The sequence below is a fragment of the Saccharopolyspora sp. 7B genome (assembly GCF_020177435.1).
Taxonomy (GTDB): domain Bacteria; phylum Actinomycetota; class Actinomycetes; order Mycobacteriales; family Pseudonocardiaceae; genus Saccharopolyspora_C; species Saccharopolyspora_C gregorii.
In genome coordinates, this window is record NZ_JAIUKC010000128.1 from 1 (window position 1) to 18,138 (window position 18,138).

The 18,138-nt window shown below is 72.8% G+C and carries 20 protein-coding genes; 14 read left to right on the forward strand and 6 right to left on the reverse strand.

From position 1 onward, the window contains the following. Positions 1 to 728, reverse strand: a 728-nt coding sequence (locus LCD33_RS19950) for a response regulator transcription factor (RefSeq protein ID WP_224978140.1), incomplete at its 3' end; no start/stop codon positions are given. A gap of 194 nt (positions 729 to 922) precedes the next feature. Here LCD33_RS19950 and LCD33_RS19955 point away from each other — a divergent pair. From LCD33_RS19955 to LCD33_RS19980, 6 genes are all read left to right on the forward strand, one after another. Further along, positions 923 to 1,687 (forward strand): alpha/beta hydrolase, encoded by a 765-nt coding sequence (locus LCD33_RS19955; RefSeq protein ID WP_224978141.1) that lies wholly within the window; start codon positions 923 to 925, stop codon positions 1,685 to 1,687. Between the two features lie 123 nt (positions 1,688 to 1,810). Continuing rightward, positions 1,811 to 2,620, forward strand: coding sequence for an LmeA family phospholipid-binding protein (locus LCD33_RS19960; protein WP_224967713.1), 810 nt, complete (start codon positions 1,811 to 1,813; stop codon positions 2,618 to 2,620). Further along, the gene (locus tag LCD33_RS19965; RefSeq protein WP_224967711.1) at positions 2,617 to 3,135 is read left to right on the forward strand and encodes a thioredoxin family protein; all 519 of its coding nucleotides are present in this window, start codon (positions 2,617 to 2,619) and stop codon (positions 3,133 to 3,135) included. The genes LCD33_RS19960 and LCD33_RS19965 overlap by 4 nt, the downstream gene beginning before the upstream one ends. A gap of 401 nt (positions 3,136 to 3,536) precedes the next feature. Beyond that, positions 3,537 to 3,980, forward strand: a complete 444-nt coding sequence (locus LCD33_RS19970) for a DUF4395 domain-containing protein (RefSeq protein ID WP_374108071.1) — start codon at positions 3,537 to 3,539, stop codon at positions 3,978 to 3,980. A 49-nt stretch (positions 3,981 to 4,029) separates the two neighbouring features. Beyond that, the gene (locus tag LCD33_RS19975) at positions 4,030 to 4,875 is read left to right on the forward strand and encodes a sulfurtransferase (protein WP_224957996.1); all 846 of its coding nucleotides are present in this window, start codon (positions 4,030 to 4,032) and stop codon (positions 4,873 to 4,875) included. 1 nt (position 4,876) lies between these two features. Further along, the gene (locus LCD33_RS19980; RefSeq protein WP_224957997.1) at positions 4,877 to 5,182 is read left to right on the forward strand and encodes a DUF1416 domain-containing protein; all 306 of its coding nucleotides are present in this window, start codon (positions 4,877 to 4,879) and stop codon (positions 5,180 to 5,182) included. Positions 5,183 to 5,245: 63 nt separating this feature from the next. Here the strand turns inward: LCD33_RS19980 and LCD33_RS19985 are convergent, their stop codons facing one another. Then, positions 5,246 to 5,992, reverse strand: a complete 747-nt coding sequence (locus LCD33_RS19985; RefSeq protein ID WP_224978142.1) for a methyltransferase domain-containing protein — start codon at positions 5,990 to 5,992, stop codon at positions 5,246 to 5,248. 251 nt (positions 5,993 to 6,243) lie between these two features. Here LCD33_RS19985 and LCD33_RS19990 point away from each other — a divergent pair, with 251 nt between their 5' ends. After that, the gene (locus LCD33_RS19990; protein WP_224957999.1) at positions 6,244 to 6,885 is read left to right on the forward strand and encodes an FABP family protein; all 642 of its coding nucleotides are present in this window, start codon (positions 6,244 to 6,246) and stop codon (positions 6,883 to 6,885) included. Between the two features lie 56 nt (positions 6,886 to 6,941). On the opposite strand, the gene LCD33_RS19995 is transcribed toward LCD33_RS19990, so the two are convergent. Then, on the reverse strand, positions 6,942 to 7,790 hold the full coding sequence (locus tag LCD33_RS19995) for an aminodeoxychorismate lyase (RefSeq protein ID WP_224958000.1): 849 nt from the start codon (positions 7,788 to 7,790) through the stop codon (positions 6,942 to 6,944). Between the two features lie 184 nt (positions 7,791 to 7,974). On the opposite strand from LCD33_RS19995, the gene LCD33_RS20000 reads away from it, so the two are divergent. The 6 genes from LCD33_RS20000 (at position 7,975) to LCD33_RS20025 (ending at position 12,970) form a co-directional block, all read left to right on the forward strand. Beyond that, positions 7,975 to 8,436, forward strand: coding sequence for a Fur family transcriptional regulator (locus LCD33_RS20000; RefSeq protein ID WP_224958001.1), 462 nt, complete (start codon positions 7,975 to 7,977; stop codon positions 8,434 to 8,436). Further along, the gene (locus tag LCD33_RS20005) at positions 8,433 to 9,596 is read left to right on the forward strand and encodes a folate-binding protein YgfZ (RefSeq protein ID WP_224978143.1); all 1,164 of its coding nucleotides are present in this window, start codon (positions 8,433 to 8,435) and stop codon (positions 9,594 to 9,596) included. The genes LCD33_RS20000 and LCD33_RS20005 overlap by 4 nt, the downstream gene beginning before the upstream one ends. 119 nt (positions 9,597 to 9,715) lie before the next feature. Beyond that, positions 9,716 to 10,441, forward strand: coding sequence for a 3-keto-5-aminohexanoate cleavage protein (locus tag LCD33_RS20010; RefSeq protein ID WP_224958003.1), 726 nt, complete (start codon positions 9,716 to 9,718; stop codon positions 10,439 to 10,441). Between the two features lie 109 nt (positions 10,442 to 10,550). Next, complete coding sequence (locus LCD33_RS20015; protein WP_224958004.1) at positions 10,551 to 11,111, forward strand: aerial mycelium formation protein; 561 nt, start codon at positions 10,551 to 10,553, stop codon at positions 11,109 to 11,111. Further along, positions 11,108 to 12,067: an asparaginase gene (locus LCD33_RS20020; protein WP_224958005.1), complete on the forward strand. Its 960-nt coding sequence runs from the start codon at positions 11,108 to 11,110 to the stop codon at positions 12,065 to 12,067. Before LCD33_RS20015 ends, LCD33_RS20020 begins: the two co-directional genes overlap by 4 nt. Before the next feature lie 114 nt (positions 12,068 to 12,181). Beyond that, the gene (locus LCD33_RS20025) at positions 12,182 to 12,970 is read left to right on the forward strand and encodes a methyltransferase domain-containing protein (RefSeq protein ID WP_224958007.1); all 789 of its coding nucleotides are present in this window, start codon (positions 12,182 to 12,184) and stop codon (positions 12,968 to 12,970) included. 30 nt (positions 12,971 to 13,000) lie between these two features. Here LCD33_RS20025 and LCD33_RS20030 read toward each other — a convergent pair whose 3' ends face one another. Beyond that, positions 13,001 to 13,870 (reverse strand): hypothetical protein, encoded by an 870-nt coding sequence (locus LCD33_RS20030; RefSeq protein WP_224958009.1) that lies wholly within the window; start codon positions 13,868 to 13,870, stop codon positions 13,001 to 13,003. Positions 13,871 to 14,125: 255 nt separating this feature from the next. Here LCD33_RS20030 and LCD33_RS20035 point away from each other — a divergent pair, with 255 nt between their 5' ends. Next, positions 14,126 to 14,305 carry a DUF3073 domain-containing protein gene (locus LCD33_RS20035; protein WP_224958010.1) on the forward strand — a complete coding sequence of 60 codons (180 nt, stop codon included), beginning with the start codon at positions 14,126 to 14,128 and terminating at the stop codon, positions 14,303 to 14,305. Positions 14,306 to 14,872: 567 nt separating this feature from the next. Here LCD33_RS20035 and purM read toward each other — a convergent pair. Further along, on the reverse strand, positions 14,873 to 15,982 hold the full coding sequence (gene purM / locus LCD33_RS20040) for a phosphoribosylformylglycinamidine cyclo-ligase (RefSeq protein WP_224958011.1): 1,110 nt from the start codon (positions 15,980 to 15,982) through the stop codon (positions 14,873 to 14,875). Positions 15,983 to 16,213: 231 nt separating this feature from the next. Continuing rightward, complete coding sequence (gene purF, locus LCD33_RS20045; protein WP_224958060.1) at positions 16,214 to 17,737, reverse strand: amidophosphoribosyltransferase; 1,524 nt, start codon at positions 17,735 to 17,737, stop codon at positions 16,214 to 16,216. Between the last annotated feature and the right edge of the window lie 401 nt (positions 17,738 to 18,138).

An 18,138-nucleotide genomic window follows, 5' to 3' on the forward strand; every position in this document is an offset into this window, starting at 1 on the left:
ACATCGGACAGGTCGTGCTGCCCGCCGAGCAGCCCCCGGCGCTGCCGGAGGTCGGGGTGGCGCAGCGCCCCGCGGACGAACTTGTAGCCCACGTTGCGCACCGTGCCGATCATCGAGTCGTACTCGGCGCCGAGCTTCGCCCGCAGCCGCCGCACGTGCACGTCGACCGTGCGGGTGCCGCCGAAGAAGTCGTAGCCCCACACCTCCTGCAGCAGCTGCGCGCGGGTGAACACCCGTCCCGCGTGCTGCGCCAGGTACTTGAGCAGCTCGAACTCCTTGTAGGTGAGCTCCAGCGCCCGCCCCTTCAGCCGCGCCGTGTAGGTGGCCTCCTCGATCACGAGGTCGCCGACCGACAGCGAACCGTCGGCAGTGGCGCTCTCCCCCGCCCGGCGGGTGGTGAGCAGCCGCATCCGGGCGTCCAACTCGGCGGGGCCGCTGGTCGGCAGCAGGATGTCGTCCACACCCCACTCGGCGCTAATGGTGACGAGCCCGCCCTCGTTGACGATCGCGATCACCGGGGCGTCCCCGGCGGCGAGGACGCGGCACAGGTCCCTGGCCCCGGCCAGGTCGGTGCGGGCGTCGACGAGCACCACGTCGTGCGTTCCGGCGGAGAGGATCGCTCCGGGGTCGGGGGGCAGGACGCGCACCCGGTGCGGCAGCAGCGCCAGTGCGGGCAGTGCGGCTTCACCGTTCAGATCGCTGGTCAGCAGCAGCAGTTCGGAACTCATGTGGGGGTGCCTCCCGTCCCAGGGCCATCACCGAAGCGGCGGCTCGCGGAGGCCGACCGGACGGCGCGACAGACCGGACGACCCGGCTTCGTTGCCTGTGGATGCCGAGCACAATACCCCTCATGAGCACGAAAACCCCAGGTGAACCGGACGGCATCACATTTGTGAAGGCAACGCGAACCCGTGTTGCGCCGATGTTTCGGCCGACGCCGATCACGCTCTCGACCTCGGACGGGGTGCGGCTGCGCGGGCAGTACCTGAGCGGCCCGGGCAGCGCCGGAGTGGCGTTCGCGGTCGGGCACGGCTTCACCAACCACGTCCGGAAACCGGCGGTGCGGGCGGTGCTGCGGCGGCTCGCCGAGCACGGGGCGGTGCTCGCCGTGGACTTCCGCGGGCACGGGCGCTCCGGCGGAGCAAGCTCGGTCGGCCCCGCCGAGGTCGCGGACATGTCGGCGGCGCTGGAACGGCTCCGCGAGCTCGGGCACCGGCGGGTGGTGAGCGTCGGGTTCTCGCTCGGCGGCGCGGTCGCGCTGCGCCAGGCCGCGCTGGCCGGACCGGCGGAGCGGCCGGACGCGATGATCTCGGTGAGCGGGCCCGCGCGCTGGTGGGTGCGGGACACCCCGGCGATGCGGCGGGTGCACTGGCTGCTGGAGCAGCCGCACGGCCGGTGGGCGGCACGGCTGCTGGGCGTGCGCCTCGGCGAGGAGTGGGCCGAGGTCCCGGCCTCGCCGATCGAACTGGCACCGCTGCTCGCGCCGACCCCGGCGCTGCTGGTGCACGGCACCGACGACCACTACTTCCCGGTGTCCGACGCGGAGGCCCTGCACGCGGCGGCCGGTGGCGAGCTGTGGCTGGAGCGGGGCATGCGGCACGCGGAGAGCGCGACCACCCCGGAGCTGGTGGACCGGATGGCGCGCTGGGCCCGCACCGCCGTCGAGCGGTGCGCCGAGCGCGGTTGAGCGGGCGTTCCGGGGGATGTTGTCCAGGACACCTGTCGGCGTCCGGTGCTCAGGTGCGAAGGTGAACCGCACCGGATCACCCCGACCACGCCATCCGCTCACGAGAGAAACGGACCGCCCGCGGTGAAGAAGCTCGTCGTCACGCTGCTCCTCGTCCTCGGCCTGCTGGTCGTCGCCGACTACGGCGCGGCGTCGATCGCCGAGTACCAGGTGTCGCAGCAGGTCCGCGAGCAGCTGGAGCTCGACGAGGACCCGTCGGTGCGGGTGCACGGCTTCCCGTTCCTCACCCAGGCCGTCGCCGGGGACTACCGGGACGTGGAGCTCGCGGCGAAGGCCGTCCGCGTCGGCCGGCTCAGCGAGCTCGGCGTCGAGGCGAACCTGCACCACGCGCGCGTCCCGCTGAGCGACGTCGTCGGGGGCACCGCGAACGAGATCCAGGTGGACGAGCTGGTCGGCCGGGTGAAGCTGAAGGCCTCCGACGTGGGGCGCTTCATCGGCATCACCGACCTGACGATCAACCCGGCGCCGAAGGACGCCCTCGACGAACCGGCGGACGACGCCAACGAGGGTTCCAGCGGCACCGCCGGGACGGGGACGAGCGATCGGAGCCGCGCGAAGGTGGCGCTGGACGGGTCGCTGGACATCGCGGGCAACGACGTGCGGGTGAAGGTGATCGCGGTGCTGTCGCTGCTCAACGGCCAGCTCACCATCGAACCGAAGAAGCTGGACATCGCCGACCAGGCGCTGTCGGACATCCCGCTCGGCGACGTCTTCGAGAAGTCGATCCTGCAGCAGTTCACCACCACCATCGACCCGGGCGTGCTGCCGTTCGAGGTGCGGCCCACCGCGGTGCGGGTGGAGCGCGGCGCGCTGGTCATGGAGGGCACCGCGGAGGACGTGACGATCGGCGCCGGCGGGGTGACCACGGGATGACCGGCTGGATCGTGCTACTGGTCGTGGTCGCCGCGACGCTCGCGTTCGGCGTCTGGTGGCGTTCCCGCGAAGGCCGGGTGCGGCCGGCGAGCGGGCGGCTCGGGGCGGCGGGCGCGGACCGCGGCGCGACCGCCACCGAGGACGATCGCGGCTCCGGGAAGACCGGCGAGCCCGCGGGCGTTGCACCCGACGTGTCCGACCACCTGCCCGAAGGCCTGCGCACCCGGCTCGGCGACCTCGGCGGAGCCGGGGTGACGCTGCTGCAGCTGTCCACCACGTTCTGCGCGCCGTGCAGGCACACCCGGATCCTGCTGGCCGACCTGGCGCAGCGCACCGAGGGGATGCGGCACGTCGAAGTGGACCTCACCGACCACCCCGAGTGGTCGACGCCGCTGCGGGTGCACCGCACGCCGACGACGCTGGCGCTGGACGCCGCCGGGCGGGAGCTGTTCCGGGTCGGCGGCGTGCCCCGCCGCGACGAGCTCACCGCCGCGCTGCGCCCGCACCTGCCATGATCGCCCGGATGCTGGGAAACCCGGTGGGCGCCGCGTCCGGCGATCTCCGCCACACCACCCGACACGTGCCCCGCACCGACGTTGAGCTGCGGGTTCTCGGCCGCGCGTCGATGCGGCAGACCGAGCGGTGCGTCTCACCCAGTGAACGTTCTTCCCGCCGATCGGTCGGGACGGGTAGCCTCCGAGCCGTGCGCGTACTGCTGACCCGACGGCGCGCGGTGGACTTCTGCCGCGTGGGCAGCAGCCTGTGTCCGGAGCGCTGACCGGGCGGTGAACGATGCGCGCGGCGCTCGCGGTGGAACCTTCCCCGCGCAGCAGCCCGCATCCCGCACCGCCGGCCGGGCCGGGCGATCAGCCGGTTCCCGAGCTCCGGTCCACCCTGTCGGTCCAGCCAACGGAGGATGCCCATGCCCGCCACCCTCGACCCGCGCGGAATCCGCTTCACCGCCGCCATCACCAGCGTGATCCTGGCCATCGGCCTGGTCACCGGGAGCTGGCGGGTGCTCGCGGTGCAGACGGTCCTGTTCGCGCTGTGCGCCTTCGTCGGCATGGGCCTGAACCCGTGGGGCGCGGTGTACCGCTCGGCGGTGGCGCCGCGGCTGCGCGCCATCCCGGAGTCGGAGCGGGAGTCGCCGGCGCCGGTGCGCTTCTCGCAGGGGGTCGGGTTCGCGTTCGCGGTGGTCGCCACCGCCGGATACGCCTTGGAGTGGACGACGCTCGGCATGGTCGCCAACGCGCTGGCCTTGGTCGCGGCGCTGTTGAACGCGGCGTTCGGCTACTGCCTGGGCTGCCAGCTGTACCTGGTGCTGCGCCGGTTCGGGCCGGTGAAGCAGGAGGCCCGCTGATGGGCCCGCAACACACGTGCAAGGAACGAGAACGAGAAGGAGTCGCTCGATGAGCCGTGCAGAGGTCCTGGTCTCCACCGATTGGGCCGAACAGAACCTGAACACCGACAAGGTCGTGTTCGCCGAGGTGGACGAGGACACGACCGCCTACGACGGCGGCCACATCCCGGGCGCCATCAAGCTGGACTGGCGCAACGACCTGCAGGATCACGTGCGCCGCGACTTCGTCAGCCGGGAGGGCTTCGAGAAGCTGCTCTCCGCCAAGGGCATCTCGAACGACGACACCGTGATCCTCTACGGCGGCAACAACAACTGGTTCGCCGCCTACGCCTACTGGTACTTCAAGCTCTACGGCCACTCGGACGTGAAGCTGCTCGACGGCGGGCGCAAGAAGTGGGAGCTCGACGGCCGCCAGCTGGTCAAGGACGAGCCGAACCGCGGCGCCACCAGCTACCAGGCGCAGGACCCCGACACCTCGATCCGCGCGTTCCGCGACGAGGTCGTCGACGCGATCGGCACCAAGAACCTGGTGGACGTGCGCTCCCCCGACGAGTTCGCGGGCAAGCTGGTCGCCCCCGCGCACCTGCCGCAGGAGTCGGCGCAGCGCGCCGGGCACATCCCGCAGGCGGTGAACGTCCCGTGGAGCAAGACCGCCAACGAGGACGGCACCTTCAAGTCCGACGACGACCTCAAGAAGATCTACGCCGAGGCCGGGCTGGACGACTCGAAGGACACCATCGCCTACTGCCGCATCGGCGAGCGCTCCTCGCACAGCTGGTTCGTGCTCCGCGAGCTGCTGGGGCACGCGAACGTGAAGAACTACGACGGTTCCTGGACCGAGTACGGCTCGCTGGTGGGCGTGCCGGTCGCGAACCCGAGCCAACAGGAGGCGTGACATGAGCCTGGACGGATGCGGTGCGCCGCAGCAGGGGGCGACGGCCGTCGCCGAGGACACCGATCAGGTCGTGGTGACCGGCAAGGTGCGCTCCGGCGCGGCTCCGGTCGGCGGGGCGTTCGTGCGACTGCTGGACGCGACCGGGGAGTTCACCGCCGAGGTCGTGTCCTCGGCGGAGGGCGACTTCCGGTTCTACGCGGCTCCCGGGTCGTGGACGGTGCGCGCGCTGCACCGCGACGGCAAGGGCCAGTCGGACGTGTCCGCGTCCGGTCCCGGCGTGCACCCGGTGGACATCGCGGTCGCCTGATCCCGACCGCTCCCGGAGGGCCGGTACCCCGCGCGGGTACCGGCCCTCCGGCGTTCGCGGGGGTCAGACCTTCGTGGAGCGCAGCAGCGCGAAGGCGCGCTCGTCCCGGTCGGGGGGGGGCGGCTCGGAGCCGTCCGCGCAGCCGACGGTGGTGAACTCGACGATCTCCCAGCCGGTGCGCGCGAACAGCCGCTTCAGCCCGGTCTCGGAGAAGATCCAGAAGTTGGTGGCGTCGTCGTTCGCCTCCGCCGGGTCCAGCAGGTACGCCACCGGCTGCTCCCGCAGCGGCGTGCCGTCCGGTGCCTGCCGCGCGACCCGGGTGGACAGGAAGCACAGCTCGGCCCGCTGGGCCAGCGCCTCCAGCACGTAGAACGGGTTCTTCAGGTGGTAGAGCAGCCCCAGGAAGAACACCGCCCCGTAGTGCTGCGCGGGCAGCGCGAACTGCGAGTCGAGGTCGATCTCGTGCACCCGCACCTCGGAGGACAGCTCCTCGACGAGCCGCCGCGCCCCGCGCAGTCCGTTGAAGTTCGTCGGCGGGTTGTCCACCACGTCCACCGAGCAGCCCAGCTCGTGCTCCAGGAAGAACCCGAAGTCGCCGTCGGCGGCACCGATGTCGGCGATCCGGCTGCCCGCGATCCGGTCGAACACCTGCCGCTGCGGGCCGGTGAGCAGCCGGTCCAGGTGGAAGATGTTCGCCATCGTGTCGTACGGGTACCAGTCGAACTCGGCGGGAGCGATCTTCTCCTTGCGCGCGAGCAGCTCCTCGCGGAAGGCCAGCGCGCGTTCGCGCAGCGTGTCGAAATCGGTCATGTCGGCCCGGTTCCCCCCAGTTCTGGCGGTCTGCTGCCTGCGAATCATGCCCGACGCCACACCCCACGTGGTGCGCGCGGTGGTTATCCTTTGCGCGTGGAACTCATACCTTTCCTGCACTACGGCCTCGTCACGCTGCTCGGCATCGCCACGGTGATGGTCCTGTGGTTCGCCGGGTACGTGCTGTACCGGCTGTACAACGACTGACCCGCGGCGGTTCGCGCGCGGGTGCCGCGGGTAATCTCCGAACGATGAGCACGACGTCCAACCAGCCGGAGCCCGGCAGCGGCGACGCGGCCGTGCAGGCCGCCGCGGAGCGCGCCGAGAAGACCCGGTCCCGCAACGTTCCGACCTTCGACGACCTGCCCGGCGTCGGTGACACCGCGAACCTGCGCGAGGGTCCCGACCTGAACAGCGCGTGCTTGATGCTGCTGCCGCTGGTCGGGGTGTGGCGCGGCGAGGGCGAGGCGTCGCACCCGTCGCTGGACGAGAGCTACCGGTTCCTGCAGCAGGTCACCTTCGCCCACGACGGGCGCCCGTTCCTCTACTACGAGAGCAGGGCGTGGCGGCTCGACGGCGAGGGCGGTTCCGTGGTGGAGCCCGCGTTCCGCGAGGTCGGCTTCTGGCGGCCGCAGCCGGACGACACGATCGAACTGCTGCTGGTGCACAGCTCCGGCGTCTCGGAGATGTTCTTCGGGCAACCGCGGGGCAAGACGACCTGGGAGCTGTCCACGGACGCGGTGATCCGCACCCCCACCGGCGAGGACGCGACGGCGGCGAGCCGGCTCTACGGCGTCGTCGACGGGTCGCTGGCCTACGTGGAGGAGCGCGCGACCTCGGAGCACGAGCTGCAGCCGCGGCTGTCGGCGAAGCTGGAGCGCATCGTCGGCTGACGTCCCCTCGATCTCGCACGTGCCCCGCGGTGCCGCACCGCGGGGCACGTCGCGCTTCAGTACAGCGATTCGTAGCGGCCGGTGAGCTCCCGGGTCAGCTCCGGATCGACCGCCAGCGGGACCCCGTCGAGCGCGTTCACCGGGGTGATGAGCCGGACGCTGGAGGTCATCCACACGCCGTCCGCGGTGCGCAGCTCCGCCTGGTCGAACGGTTCGACCCGCGTCTCCCAACCGGCCTTCTCGGCGGCGCGGAACAGCGCGCCCTGCGTGGTGCCGGGCAGGATCCCGGTGCTCGGCGGCGGGGTGCGCAGCGTCCGGCCGCGGGCGATGACGACCGCCGACGTGGGGCCTTCGAGCACCGAGCCGTCGGTGGCGGTGAAGATGACCTCGTCGGCGCCGCGGCGTTCCGCTTCGCGCAGCGCGGCCATGTTCGTCGCGTACGACAGCGTCTTCGCCGACAGCAGCAGCCACGGCGCCCGTTCCTTGAGGTCGGGCGCGATCCCGCGGTCGAGGGTGACCGCCGAGACGCCGTCCTGGCGCTTGCGCAGCGTGTCGGCGCCCACCGAGGACCCGGTGGCGAAGCCGGTGGGGGTGCCGTCGCCGCCGTCGACGCCGCGGCTGCACACGAGCTTGAGGGCCATCTCGCGCTCGGCGTCCCAGGGCCACGCGTCGATCACCGCTCGGGTGGCGCGCTCCCACACCTCGCGCGGCGGGGCGGGCAGGTCCAGCAGCGCGGCCGAGCGCTCCAGGCGGTCCAGGTGCGGGCCCAGCTCCCGCGGTTCCCGCGCCACCACCAAGATCGTTTCGAAGATTCCGTCGCCGCGGGTGACCGACAGGTCGTCGGCGCGCATCAGCGGCGCCTCCGGATCGGCCAAGGTCCCGTCCAGCAGTGCCAGTACACGCATACCCGCAGCCTAGGCGCCCTGCCGCGGGCCGGTGCCGCGCAGGGGTGGGCCCCGGCGGGCGGGCCCGGTCCCGCGATCAGCGGCGGCACCCGCCGTCCGCGCGAGGGGAGTTCGCGGACGGGCGCCGGGGGTGCGGGGCATACGATCGGAGGCGAGCCGCCGCCTTCGAGCACAGGAGCCAGCAGTGGGTGAGAAGGGATCGCTGCGCACCACACTGCACCGGCACGGCCTGCGGGTCACCCCGCAGCGCCAGCTGGTGCTCGACGCCGTGCGCGAACTGGGGCACGCGACCCCCGAGCAGGTGTGCCGCCAGGTGCGGGACACCGCGCACGCGGTGAACATCACGACGATCTACCGTGCCCTGGACGTGCTGGAGGAGATCGGGTTGGTGCGCCACACCCACCTCGGGCACGGCGCTCCCACGTACTCGGCGGACGAGCACGAGCACGTGCACCTGGTGTGCCACCGGTGCGGGGAGATCGACGAGGTGCCGTGCGACCTGCTCGACGACCTCGCGGAGCTGCTGCGGCGGCGGCGCGGGTTCGAGCTGGACGCCACGCACCTGGCGCTGTCGGGGACGTGCCGCGCGTGCCGCGGCCCCGAGGGCGCCGACCATCCGGAGCGCGCGGTCGAGGAGACACGATGAACTCACCCCTGCTGGAGCTGCCCGGAGCCGTGGCGGCTCCCGAGGAGGCCTCGCTGGACACCTCGCTCGACGTGGGGGTCGCGTGGCACTTCGGCGACCCGTTCGCCGAGCAGCGGTCGGCGACGCGTTCGGCGGTGGTGGTGGACCGCTCGCACCGCCGGATCATCGCGGTGCCCGGCGAGGAGCGGTTGAGCTGGCTGCACCTGGTGCTCTCGCAGCACCTCACCGAACTGCCGGAGGGCCGGGGGACCGAGGCGCTGGTGCTGGACAGCCAGGGGCGGGTCGACTGCCACCTGCTGCTCGCGCACCACGACGGCGTCGTCTACCTGGACACCGAGGCGGACGCGCAGGCGTCCAGCGCGCTGCCGTCGATGGGCGTGGACGGCAGGCAGCCGCTGCTGGAGTACCTGGAGGCCATGCGGTTCTGGTCGAAGGTCGAACCGCGCGACGCCTCCGACGAGTTCGCGCTGCTGAGCGTGCTGGGGCCGGACGCGGTGGACCTGCTCGGCAAGGCGGGCGTCACCGACGTGCCGACGAAGCCGTACGAGGTGGCCGGGCTCCCCGGTGGCGGGTTCGCGCGGGCGGTGCCGTTCCGCGGGCTGTACACGGTGGACCTGGTGGTGCCGCGCGAGTCGCTGGTGGACTGGTGGACCCGGTTGACCGATGCGGGGGTGCGCCCGGCGGGCACGATGGCCTACGAGTCGCTGCGCGTGGAGGCGCTGCGGCCGCGGGTCGGCGTGGACACCGACGAGCGGGCGATCCCGCACGAGCTGGGCTGGATCCACACGGCCGCGCACGTCGCGAAGGGCTGCTACCGGGGCCAGGAGACGGTGGCGAAGGTGCACAACGTGGGCAAGCCGCCGCGGCGGATGGTGCTGCTGCACCTGGACGGCTCGGTGGAGATCCGCCCGGAGACCGGTGATCCGGTGTGGCACGGCGAGCGCAAGGTGGGCCGGGTCGGTTCGGTGGTGCTGCACCACGAGCTGGGCCCGGTGGCGCTGGCGATGCTGAAGCGGACCGCGCCGGTGGACGTGGAGCTGGTGGCGGGCGATGCCGCGGAGGGCCGGGCGGTGGCCGCCGCGGTCGATCCGGACTCGGTTCCGCCGGACACCGGTGAGCCGCCGGGGCGGATCGCGGCGCAGGGTCTTCGCGGCCGCTGACCCGATGCCCCCGACCGGCGACCACACCGGGTGATGCTGATGGATTCGGTCACCCTGACAGGGGATATTTGACGGATCGGAACAACTGCGCGGCGCCGCCGGTGTGCCAAGATCACCCCATGACACGGTCGCCGGATCCGACGGGCGCGGTCCTCGCCGTCGCCCCGGCGCGCCCGGGCCGCGACGAGTCCGGTTCCGACGTCGTCGCCCGGTTCGCGCGCACCGCGGCGGACTGCGCCCGCGTCGGCGCCGCCGTGCTGGACCTGGCGCCGGTGCCGGGAGTTCCGCTGGCCGAGCCGGTCCGGGCCGTGCGCCGGGCCGGGTTGCTGGCCCGCGTCGCCGCGACTCCCGATGCCACGCCGGCCGAACTGCTGTCGTGCGGTGCGGACGCGCTGTGCGCGCCGCTGGACGCGCCGGCCGAGTTCCTCCGCGAGCTGCGGGCGGGCGTGGCGGAGCGCGGTGCGGCGCTGCACCTCCTGGCCCGCGGCGCGGCGGAGCTGGCGCTGCTGCGGGACGTCCCGGAGCCCGCGCACGTCGTGGTGGTCTTCACCGGTGACGGGCCCGGTGCGGTCGCCGCGTTCGCATCCGCAATGGATCAGGTCCCCGCGGGAACCGCCCGCACCGCCGCGGGCGTCGGACCCGCCGGGTTGCCCGTGCTGCTGACCGCGCTGGCCGGTGGTGCGCACGTCCGCATCGGACGCGGCGACACCCCGGACTACGCGCCGGGGACGCCGGCCCGGGACGACGCGCAACTGGTCGCCAGGGCCGCGGGCGTCGCGAAGATCGCGCAGCGGCCGCCGCTGGCGCCGGAGCGCGCCGCCGAACTGCTCGGGATCAAGACGTGATGCGGGAGTACTCGCAGGACATGCACACTGGACGCACCAGCCGCACCGGCCGTCGCGATGCCGCCAGGGCATCGGGTGCCGGTGGGCACGATCGACGGAGGATGGGCACGTGATCGAAGTCCGCCCCGGTGGGCGCCGCCGGATCGACCGGGTCCTGGACCCGGCCTACGCCGACGGGATCGAACAGCGCGAACTGGGCGAGGTCCGCGAACTGCGCGACGAGGCCGCTCAGGAGGAGACCGATCTGTCGTACCTGCGGCGGATGCTGCACGCGCGGATCGACATCGTGCGGGCCGAGCAGCGCAGGCGCACCGAGGACGGCTCCGCTTCGGTCGTGGAGCAGCTGGTGAACATCCTCTCCGACAACGCGGTCGGCCCGGCCACCGGTTCCGGCCGCTACCAGACCACCGAGCCGTCGCGGGCCGAAGCGCACCGCAGGCACGTGGAAGCGCTGGTGTCGGACGTGGACCTGTCGAACGTGACCTCGTTGACCGACGCCAAGCTGGACACCGCGCTGGCGGCCTACACCGGCGAGGAGGACTCGGTCTCGCAGCGGCGCCGCGAGGTGCAGGCCGTGGTGGACCGGTTCAACGGCGAGATCGCCCGCCGCTACCGCGAGGGCGCCGCCTCGGTGGACGACCTGCTGGCCGCGGAGCGGGACCGCCCGTGACCGCTCCCGCCCCGCTCGTCGAGCTGGTGCGCGGCGGGCTGCGCGAGGGGGTCCACTTCGGATCGGTGGTCCTGCTGGACGCCGACGGCTCGGTGCTGCGCTCCGCCGGTGACGTGCGGTCGCCGATGTTCCCGCGCTCCACGGTGAAGCCCGCGCAGGCGCTGGCGATGCTGCGCGCCGGGCTGGACCTGCCGGACGACGCGGATTTGGCGCTGGGCGCCTCCTCGCACGACGGGGAGCCCGGGCACGTGGAGCGGGCGCTGGCGCTGCTGCGCCGGCACGGCCTGGACGAGGACGCGCTGCGCTGCCCGCCGGACCTGCCGGGCCACGGACCGACCCGCGAGCACCGGCTGGCCGACGGCATCGGCCCGAGCAGGCTCGCGATGAACTGCTCCGGCAAGCACGCGGCGATGCTGGCGACCTGCGTGCAGCGGGGTTGGCCGGTGGAGAGCTACCTGGATCCGGCGCATCCGCTGCAGCGGGGCGTGCGGGAGGTGATCTCCGAGTTGTCCGGCGATCCGATCGACCTGACCACCGTGGACGGTTGCGGAGCGCCGCTGTTCGCGATCTCGTTGCTCGGGCTGGCCAGGGTGTTCCGCGGCGTGGTGACCGCGGGTGGTGACGCCGGCCGGGTGGCGGACGCGATGCGCGCGCACCCGTGGCTGGTGGCGGGCACGGACCGGGACGACACGGCGCTGATGACCGCGGTGCCGGGGCTGCTGTCGAAGATCGGCGCGGAGGGCGTGCTCGCGTTGGCGCTGCCGGACGGGCGCGCGGCCGCGGTGAAGATCAGCGATGGCGCCTCGCGGGCCCGCGGCCCGGTGGCGGTGGCGGTGCTGCGCGCCTTCGGCGTGCGGGTGGCCGGGGACGAGCTGGACCGCATCGCCGAGCAGCCGGTGCTGGGCGGCGGCGAGCAGGTCGGCGTGCTGCGGGTCATCGCGGGCGCCGTGGACTGAGCAGGAGTGCGGGTCCGCCCGGTACCTCGGAGGTGCCGGGCGTGCTCGTCGTGCGCGCGATCCGCACCGTAGACTCATATTCTGGACTCATTTTCCCACTTCTTGGGAGCAGTGATGGCTGACGTCTACACGCACGGGCACCACGAGAGCGTGCTGCGCTCGCACCGCTGGCGGACCGCGGAGAACTCCGCCGCCTACCTGCTCGCCGACCTGACCCCCGGCGCCGCGGTGCTCGACGTCGGCTGCGGACCAGGCACGATCACCCACGACTTCGCCGAGCGCGTCGCCCCCGGCCACGTCACCGGCGTGGACAACGCCGCCGAGATCGTCGAGCAGGCGAGCGCGGGCGCGCCCGCCAACACCGAGTTCCAGGTGGCCGACGTGTACGCGCTGCCGTTCGCCGACGGCTCCTTCGACGTGGTGCACGCGCACCAGGTGCTGCAACACCTCACCGACCCGGTCGCGGCGCTGCGCGAGATGCGGCGGGTCTGCCGGCCCGGCGGGATCGTCGCCGCCAGGGACGCCGACTACGCGGCGATGACCTGGTATCCGCAGCTGCCCGCGCTCACCGACTGGCTCGACCTGTACCACCGCGTGGCGCGCGGCAACGACGCCGAACCGGACGCCGGGCGGCGGCTGCTCGGGTGGGCGCGGGAAGCCGGGTTCGGCGAGGTCGACGCCACCGCCTCCGCCTGGTGCTTCGCCACCGCCGAGGAACGCACCTGGTGGGGCGGCCTGTGGGCGGACCGGGTGCGGAACTCGGCCTTCGCCACCCAGGCCGTCGAGCGCGGGCTGGCCACCGGCGCCGAACTGGAGCGGCTGAGCGCGGGCTGGCGCGAGTGGATCGACGCCGACGTGGCCTGGTTCGCCGTCCTCAACGGCGAGATCCGCTGCCACCGCTGAGGATCCCTCGCGGCGGGAGAGCGGCAGCGGTCAGTTGTAGCGCTCGCGGGCGGCGAACTCGGACCAGAAGTCGCGCAGCGCCTCGTAGCGCTCGCCGACCTCCACCGTGTCGCCGGACTCCATCGCGTCGATGATCGCGTGCACGTCCTCCGCCGAGGTGTCGGCGTCCAGGTCGCTGTCGCTCATCATCTGCACCAGGCCGCCGTAGTCCAGCTCCACCGCGGAGTGCGGGTGGAACCGCTCCAGCCAGCGACCGGTCTCGCGCAGGATCTTGGTGGGCCCGCCGTCGCCGATGGAGTCCCGCGCGACGGAGTGCGCCCGCGCCACCCGGCGCCGCGCGTCGGCCATCGCGACCCGCCAGCACACCCGGCGGGTGCCGTCCGAGTTCCCGGCCTCCCGCTCCACCGGGTCCACCAGCACGAACCACGGCAGCGGGACGGTCCAGGTGGACGAGAGCACGTGCACCGCGTTCTCGGCGAGCTCGCTGACCACCGCGCTGGCCTGGCTCTTCGCCTTCTCCACCGGCAGGGACAGCACCGCGGAGCGCAGCGGCAGCTCGGCCGCGCCGAGGAAGCCGACCAGCGCCGCAGCGGACCTGCCGCGCAGGTCCAGCGGGCACACCAGCGGGCCGGGGCCGACGGTCGCGGCAGGACCGCTGGGCACGGACTCGGGGTCGAGGGTGAGGACATCACCGGAATGCGCGCCGGTGCCCTCGTCGGGCAGCAGCTTCGGCGGAGCCGACACCTGGGTGCGCAGCCACTGGTCCTGTTCCCTGGTCGCCGCGACGGTCGGTTCCAGCGCTCCCCGCTCCAGGGTCGCGGCCAGCTGCTCGCGCAACGGGGAATCGATCGACGACAAGGGTTCGTACACCCTCAGGTAGGCGACGAACGGTTCAGGCACGCGAGTATCGTGCCATGCGCCCCGATGGTGCCTTCGGCTGCCCGCGTTGGACGGCGAGCCGGGGGCCTCGACGATCGCGGACCGCCGATCCGCGATCTGGGGGGAAGGTCACGCGCGACACGGAGACTCTCCAGGGCACCACGTCGCGTAGAACCGCATCGGCACGGTACGGTAGTTACAGGAAAAGTTGTCGAGATCATGCGGGGTCGCCGTTCCCCTGGCCACCCCGCACACCCTGCGCGAGGGGGTCGAGCCATGGGGCGCGGCCGGGCTAAGGCCAAGCAGACGAAGGTGGCCCGCGAGCTGAAGTACAGCTCCCCCACCATGGACGTCGAGGCATTGCAGCGGGAGCTGTCCACGGAACCGCCTGGCGAATGGTCCGAGGAGGACCGCGACGACACATACGACGACGGGTACGACGACTACCGGCGTTGACGGCACGTGCACACCGGGTGGACGGCTTCAGCTTCGTCCACTCGGTGTTCTGTGTCGCAGGTAGCGTCGTTGCGTTCCCGCAGTCGTTCCGTGGGCGAGAGGCACCAGCTGTGTGGTCCTGTCGAAATCGCCCGGTCGGCGCGCATCCGCTGGATGCGCTCCGTCCGGGCGGAACAGGTCGTGCGGATGTCGGCGAGCGGTGCCGACGGCCTGGTGAGCGCGTGATCGCCGAACACGCCACGAGAACACGAGATGAGTGCGCCGGTCCGCCGGCGCACTTTTTTCGTTCCCGATCGGACTCCGGCGGGCCGGACGAGTAGGGGCCGGTGTGCGGGCCGCCTCTCGGCGGATGGCGCTGCAAGGCTCCAGCCGAACGGTATTCCCTGCAGGCTCGTGATGGAGCCCGGGGGCACGCGCACACCGGCCACCCCGTACAACGGGCGGGTCCACTGCGGAATTCCCGGCTCCGCGAACTTTTCCGGGCGATGCCGGGCCGGGCCAGAGCGGGCCCCGGACGCACCGCGGGGGGCGACCGTGGTGCTCGGTCGCGGCCCGCGGGTCAAGTCCTCAGAAGCGGGGGTGGTTGCCCCGGACGACGACGCGCTGGTCCTCGGCGGCGTCCTCCACCGCGGGCTGCTTGGCGACCTCGCCGAGCACCCAGGCGGGCACGTGGCGCGCGGTCAGCACCGCCAGCGCCCGGTCCACGTCCTCGGCGGTGACGACGGCGACCATGCCGACGCCCATGTTGAAGGTCCGCTCCATCTCCTCGGTCTCGACCCGGCCGCGCTGCGCGATGAGGCCGAACACCGGGTCCGGGGTCCAGCTGCCGCGGTCCAGCACCGCGGTGAGGCCCGCGGGCACCACCCGCGCCAGGTTCGCGGCCAGGCCACCACCGGTGACGTGCGCGAAGGTGCGCACCTCGGTCTCGGCGGCCAGCGCCAGGCAGTCCTTCGCGTAGATGCGGGTCGGCTCCAGCAGCTCCTCGCCGAGGGTGCGGCCGAACTCCTCCACGTGGCCGGTCAGCGGCATCCGGGCCAGCTCCAGCAGCACGTGGCGGGCCAGCGAGTAGCCGTTCGAGTGCAGCCCGGACGAGCCCATGCCGATCACCACGTCGCCGGGCCGGACCTTGTCCGGGCCGAGCATCCCGCTCGCCTCGACGACGCCGACGCCGGTGGCGGAGATGTCGTACTCGCCGGGCGCCATCATGCCCGGGTGCTCCGCGGTCTCCCCGCCGAGCAGGGCGCAACCGGCCTGCAGGCAGCCTTCGGAGACGCCCTTCACCAGGTCGGCGATCCGCTCCGGCACGACCTTGCCGACGGCGATGTAGTCCTGCAGGAACAACGGTTCCGCGCCGCACACCACGAGGTCGTCGACGACCATCGCGACCAGGTCGAGGCCGACCGTGTCGTGCTTGTCCATCGCCTGCGCCACGGCGAGCTTGGTGCCGACGCCGTCGGTGGAGGAGGCCAGCACCGGTTCGGTCCACCGGTCCAGCTTCAGCTGGAAGAGGCCGGCGAAGCCCCCGAGCGAGCCCAGCACTTCCGGCCTGCTCGCCCGCTTCGCCCAGGGCAGCATCTGCTGCACGGCTTCGTCGCCTGCCTCGATGCTCACCCCCGCGTTCGCGTAGGTGGCCTTCTCAGCTTCGGCGGATGAGCCTGCGAGCAGGTCTTCGGACACGACTGACTCCACATCTGGTGTGCGTTCAACGTTGGTGGGCTCGCGGTCGGCGGCGCGAGCGCTGTGGGCCATCCCACAACGGCCCTGCCCCTTGCCTACCACAGGCGTACCCGCCGGTACCCGTTCCGTCGCGCGGATTTCCGCTTCCACCCGGCTGCGGGCCACGGACGGACCAGCCCGGCCGGAGGGCGGCACCACGCTACGCGGCGCGCCCGGTGCCGCCGCGGCCGGTCAGGGCCTGCGCAGCGCGTCGGCTCCGCCGTAACCGCTGGACAGGACCGGTTCGGCCGGTCCGGCGACGCCCTTCTCGGAACTGCCCGCCACGCCTTCGAGCAGGTACTTGCCGAGCTGCGCCTCTTCCGGCAGCGGGATCGGGTAGTTCCCGTCGAAGCAGGCCGCGCACAACCGGGTGCGCGGCTGCTCCGTGGCGGTGACCAGCCCGTCCAGCGACACGTAGCCGAGCGAGTCGGCACCGATGGAGCGGCGGATGCCGTCGGTGTCGGTGCCGCTGGCGATGAGCTCCGCGCGGGAGGCGAAGTCGATGCCGTAGAAGCACGGCCACTTCACCGGCGGCGAGGCGATCCGGACGTGCACCTCGATCGCCCCGGCCTCGCGCAGCATCCGCACCAGGGCGCGCTGGGTGTTGCCGCGCACGATCGAGTCGTCCACGACCACCAGGCGCTTGCCGCGGATGACCTCGCGCAGCGGGTTCAGCTTCAACCGGATCCCGAGCTGCCGGATGGTCTGCGACGGCTGGATGAAGGTGCGCCCCACGTAGGAGTTCTTCACCAGCCCGTTGCCGTAGTCGATGCCGGAGGCCTGCGCGTAACCGATCGCCGCGGGCGTGCCGGACTCCGGCACCGGGATGACCAGGTCGGCCTCGACGGGGTGCTCGCGGGCCAGCTTGCGGCCGATCTCCACCCGGGTGCTGTTCACCGAGCGGCCGGAGATCGTGGTGTCCGGACGGGCCAGGTAGACGTACTCGAAGATGCAGCCCTTCGGCTTGGGGTGCGCGAAGTGCTGCGAGCGGAGGCCGTCGGCGTCGATGGCGAGCAGCTCGCCCGGCTCGACCTCGCGGACGAAGGACGCACCGACGATGTCCAGCGCCGCGGTCTCGCTGGCCACGACCCAGCCGCGCTCCAGCCTGCCCAGCACCAGCGGGCGCACGCCCTGCGGGTCGCGGGCGGCGTACAGCGTCGACTCGTCGGAGAAGACCATGGAGAACGCGCCGGACACGGTGGGGAACAGGTCCATCGCGGCCTGCTCGATGCCCTTGTCCGCGGCGTGCGCGGCGAGCAGCCCGCACACCAGGTCGGAGTCGGTGGTGGCGCGGTCGCACGCGGAGGCCGGGGAGGAGCTGTTCGCGGACACGGTGTCGACGCCCTCGGCGACGACCCGCTCGCGCAGCTCCGCGGTGTTCACCAGGTTGCCGTTGTGGCCCAGCGCGAGACCACTGCCGGAGGCGGTGGTGCGGAAGGTCGGCTGGGCGTTCTCCCAGCTCGCGCCGCCCGTCGTGGAGTAGCGGTTGTGCCCGACGGCGACGTGGCCGCGCAGCGAGGCGAGCACCTGCTCGTCGAACACCTGGCTGACCAGGCCCAAGTCCTTGTAGACCAGCACCTGCGAGCCGTCGCCGACGGCGATGCCCGCGGCTTCCTGGCCGCGGTGCTGGAGGGCGAACAGCCCGTAGAAGGTCAGCTTCGCGACCTCCTCGCCAGGAGCCCACACACCGAAGACCCCGCACTCCTCGTGCGGCACGTCCTGTTCGAACGGATCGGCGGGCGGTTCGGGGGCGCCGCCCGAACCGGGAGCGCTGGAGGTAGCGGGAACACTGCCGTCTGGCCGGTCGAAGACCACCGAGAACTCCCTGGAGGACGGAGTCGGAGTTACGCCTCAGTGTAAACGGGCGTCGAAGGCCGGATGACCGGCCGCCTCCGCGAACCACGACGAGCACCCCCGTTGAGCAGGACTTTCGACGAGGGCGTGCCACCGGTGTGAACCCGGTCATCGCGGTGGCCACCCCCGTCCGCACCCGCCCGCTCACCCGAGGTGGCCGCGCGGGCAGCACTCGCAGCGGGCGTTGCGCCGACCGGTCCTCGGGCGGCCGCCGATCGGAGCAGCGCCCCCGGCCGTTCGGCCCGCGGGCCGAGTTCCCCGGG

Coding starts and splice junctions, on each gene's coding strand:
- LCD33_RS20010 (WP_224958003.1), top strand. CDS start 9,716: ATGACACGGTCGCCGGATCCGACGGGCGCGGTCCTCGCCGTCGCCCCG.
- LCD33_RS19995 (WP_224958000.1), bottom strand. CDS start 7,790: ATGCGTGTACTGGCACTGCTGGACGGGACCTTGGCCGATCCGGAGGCG.
- LCD33_RS19975 (WP_224957996.1), top strand. CDS start 4,030: ATGAGCCGTGCAGAGGTCCTGGTCTCCACCGATTGGGCCGAACAGAAC.
- LCD33_RS20035 (WP_224958010.1), top strand. CDS start 14,126: ATGGGGCGCGGCCGGGCTAAGGCCAAGCAGACGAAGGTGGCCCGCGAG.
- LCD33_RS20025 (WP_224958007.1), top strand. CDS start 12,182: ATGGCTGACGTCTACACGCACGGGCACCACGAGAGCGTGCTGCGCTCG.
- LCD33_RS19985 (WP_224978142.1), bottom strand. CDS start 5,992: ATGACCGATTTCGACACGCTGCGCGAACGCGCGCTGGCCTTCCGCGAG.
- LCD33_RS19980 (WP_224957997.1), top strand. CDS start 4,877: ATGAGCCTGGACGGATGCGGTGCGCCGCAGCAGGGGGCGACGGCCGTC.
- LCD33_RS19990 (WP_224957999.1), top strand. CDS start 6,244: ATGAGCACGACGTCCAACCAGCCGGAGCCCGGCAGCGGCGACGCGGCC.
- LCD33_RS19955 (WP_224978141.1), top strand. CDS start 923: ATGTTTCGGCCGACGCCGATCACGCTCTCGACCTCGGACGGGGTGCGG.
- LCD33_RS19965 (WP_224967711.1), top strand. CDS start 2,617: ATGACCGGCTGGATCGTGCTACTGGTCGTGGTCGCCGCGACGCTCGCG.
- LCD33_RS20005 (WP_224978143.1), top strand. CDS start 8,433: ATGAACTCACCCCTGCTGGAGCTGCCCGGAGCCGTGGCGGCTCCCGAG.
- LCD33_RS19970 (WP_374108071.1), top strand. CDS start 3,537: ATGCCCATGCCCGCCACCCTCGACCCGCGCGGAATCCGCTTCACCGCC.